Origin of the sequence: Enterobacter sp. CGMCC 5087, from assembly GCF_003144775.1 — a bacterium.
Taxonomy (GTDB): Bacteria; Pseudomonadota; Gammaproteobacteria; order Enterobacterales; family Enterobacteriaceae; genus Enterobacter; species Enterobacter cloacae_M.
Map to the genome: position 1 here is coordinate 1 of NZ_QFXN01000268.1, position 2,700 is coordinate 2,700.

The following is a 2,700-nucleotide window of genomic DNA, read 5'->3' on the forward strand; positions in this document are numbered from 1 at the left end:
TTGAGTGCCCACACAGATTGTCTGATAAATTGTTAAAGAGCAGTGCAACGCGGCTTTCGCTCACCGTTGCGAGGTCCCGTATATTACGTTTTCCTCATTCAGAGTCAAGCGATTATTTTTGCTTTTCTCTGTCGGCGTTCATCTCTGAACCCCGCTAACCCGGCGGCCTGTAAGCCGTTGTTCCGTGTCAGTGGAGGCGCATTATAGGGAGTTCTCAGACGTTGACAACCCCTCTTTTAAAAAAAACTTTCAACCGTCTCTTTTTTGCTCAAAACCGTGCTACAGCGCCAGTTTTTCGAGCGTTTCAAAGCCATAACGGCGTAAAACGGGTAAAAGTTGGTCAGTCTCTTTCGTTATGGCCATACAAAACGCGATATTCGCGTCCGACGATTTCGCATCCGGCGCTTCATGCTCCAGCAGCCAGGCCGTACGACGGGCGATAGCCGCACCGGAATCCACCAGGCGCGTCCCCTCCGGCAACACCTCTAATAGCTCTTCCTGTAATAGCGGGAAGTGGGTGCAGCCCAGCACAACGGTATCCGGAGGTTCGGGCATCCGCAGCCACGGACGAAGAATACGACGCAGCTCGTCGAGTGATACCGCTTTTCCGTGCAGCTTCGCTTCAGCCATCTCCACCAGCTCAGCCGAACCCAGCATCGCAATCTGGCATTCGTTGGCAAAACGGTCGATCAGCTCGCGGGTATAAGGACGCTTTACCGTGCCTCGCGTTGCCAGCAAACCCACAATGCCGTTCGCCGTAAGGCGCGCGGCAGGCTTTATCGCAGGAACAACGCCCACAACCGGGAACTGGAATTTTTCACGCAGGGCGGGAAGAGAAACGGTGCTCGCCGTATTACAGGCGATGACGGCCAGCGCAAGGGGATAGCGCTTTTGTACAGCGGTGACGATTTCAACCACACGCTCAACAATAAAATCTTCGCTCTTTTCCCCATACGGGAAAGCGACGTTATCGAAGGCGTAGATGTAATGGAGATCCGGCAGGAGATGCCGAATCTCATCATAGACCGAAAGCCCACCGACGCCGGAATCAAACACCAGCACGGTGGGACGCGGATTAGAAGGTGTAGCTGCCAGACAAGGTGTATTCCCGTCCTGCAGTTTGGTAGCCATAAACTGTCTCGTAATCTTTATCGAACAGGTTGGCTATTTTACCACGAACTGTGAGATGTGAGGTGACAGGATACGAAACTGCGACATCCCAGAGGCTGACACCACCCATTTTTACTTTCTCAGACGGATAAGCACCAAAGTCAGTGTCGTAACGCGTACCGAGATAGTGATAAGTCAGGCTCCAGTCGAAATCATAGATCTGCGTGTCGAGCTGATATTTCACCTGCTGTTTAGCACGACGGTCCAGAAGTTCGTTGGTTGCGGCATTGCGGGCATCCACATAGTCGTAGCCTACAGTATGCGTCAACGGGCCCGTATCAAACGATGCTGTCGCTTCCACACCTTTAATGCGCGCTTTACCGACGTTGTAATATTGCTGAAGGTTATTATCGAAGTCGATGAGATTATCGACGTCATTACGGTAGCCGGAGACGCGCCAGCTCACGCCCGCCGTCAGGCCTTCAAACGCACCTTCCCACTGCTTGCTCTCTTCTGGATCAAGATGGTCATTGCCATAGAAACCATAGAGTTGTCCCAGATTCGGAGCCTTATAGGCCGTACCATAAGAAGCAACGAAGCGGTAACCCTCCACGAACTCCCAGGCCGCACTACTTTGCCAGGTGCCATGGCGGCCGAACTGAGAGTTGTCATCGCTGCGAACCGCTCCTTCCAGAGTGAAGTCACCAAACTGCTGCAGCCCGGTCAGGTAAACGCCGGTGTTGCGCAGGTCGTAGCCGTTGGTCACGTAGTTTGTACCCGGCTCGGTGCTCTGCTTCTGCCAGTCAACGCCCGCGCCAATGTTTCCATGGCCAACATCAACGGAATTCAGCCACTGGACGTTGTACTGTTTGATTTCATCCAGGGTGGCTGTCGAATCGTAGCGGCCCAAATTTGGGTCGTAGTTATAGTCCTTGCTGTGGCTATAGCTGGTGAGCAGCTGTGAATGGAAGATGTCATCGTTGAAGCGCAATCCAGCATCCCAGGTCTGACTATAGAGCTGGCGGGTATCGACCAGTACATCGGGGGTAAATGAGCTGTAGTAACCGTCGTAGGCAGTACGGTTGCTGTAGCCAAAGCCGCGAACAAATCCGCTCCACTGTTCCGAGAATGCGTGATCCAGTGCACCATAGAGCGTTTTATTCATAAAGCCGTCGCGATCGGTCTGGGCAAGGCCACCATTGTTGCCGTCCGCAACCACATCAAACCCTTTGGTATAGGTGTAATCACCCGCAAGCGTGACGCGCGTGCTGTCGCCCAATGTTTGCTGAGTACTGCCGCCATAATTCTGGTAACCATGCGACCCTGCACCTGCATTCAGCGTGGTACCGTCCTTCGCGCGAGTGGTAATAATGTTTACGACTCCGCCGATCGCATCCGAGCCGTATACCGCCGAACGCGGTCCACGAACATATTCGATACGCTGCACCAGGGAGATCGGGAACTGGCTGAGATCGGATGACCCCGTGACGCCCGCCTGGTTAAGGCGGATCCCATCAACAAGGATCAGGACGTGGCTGGAGTTGGTGCCGCGTATAAAGAGAGAAGAGAGTTGCCCCATCCCGCCACTTT

General features: G+C 53.7%; 2 protein-coding genes. Both read right to left on the reverse strand.

Annotated elements, in window-relative coordinates; genetic code table 11:
* Window positions 1-279: 279 nt before the first annotated feature.
* On the reverse strand, window positions 280-1,131 hold the full coding sequence (gene murI / locus DEO48_RS23100) for a glutamate racemase (RefSeq protein WP_109846411.1): 852 nt from the start codon (window positions 1,129-1,131) through the stop codon (window positions 280-282).
* Window positions 1,076-2,700 (reverse strand): TonB-dependent vitamin B12 receptor BtuB (btuB, locus tag DEO48_RS23105; protein WP_109846412.1); only part of this gene is annotated, 1,625 nt, incomplete at its 5' end. The genes btuB and murI, both read right to left, overlap by 56 nt.

What these genes read in the sequence shown, in the direction of transcription:
- murI (WP_109846411.1), bottom strand. Translation starts at nt 1,131, where the DNA reads ATGGCTACCAAACTGCAGGACGGGAATACACCTTGTCTGGCAGCTACA.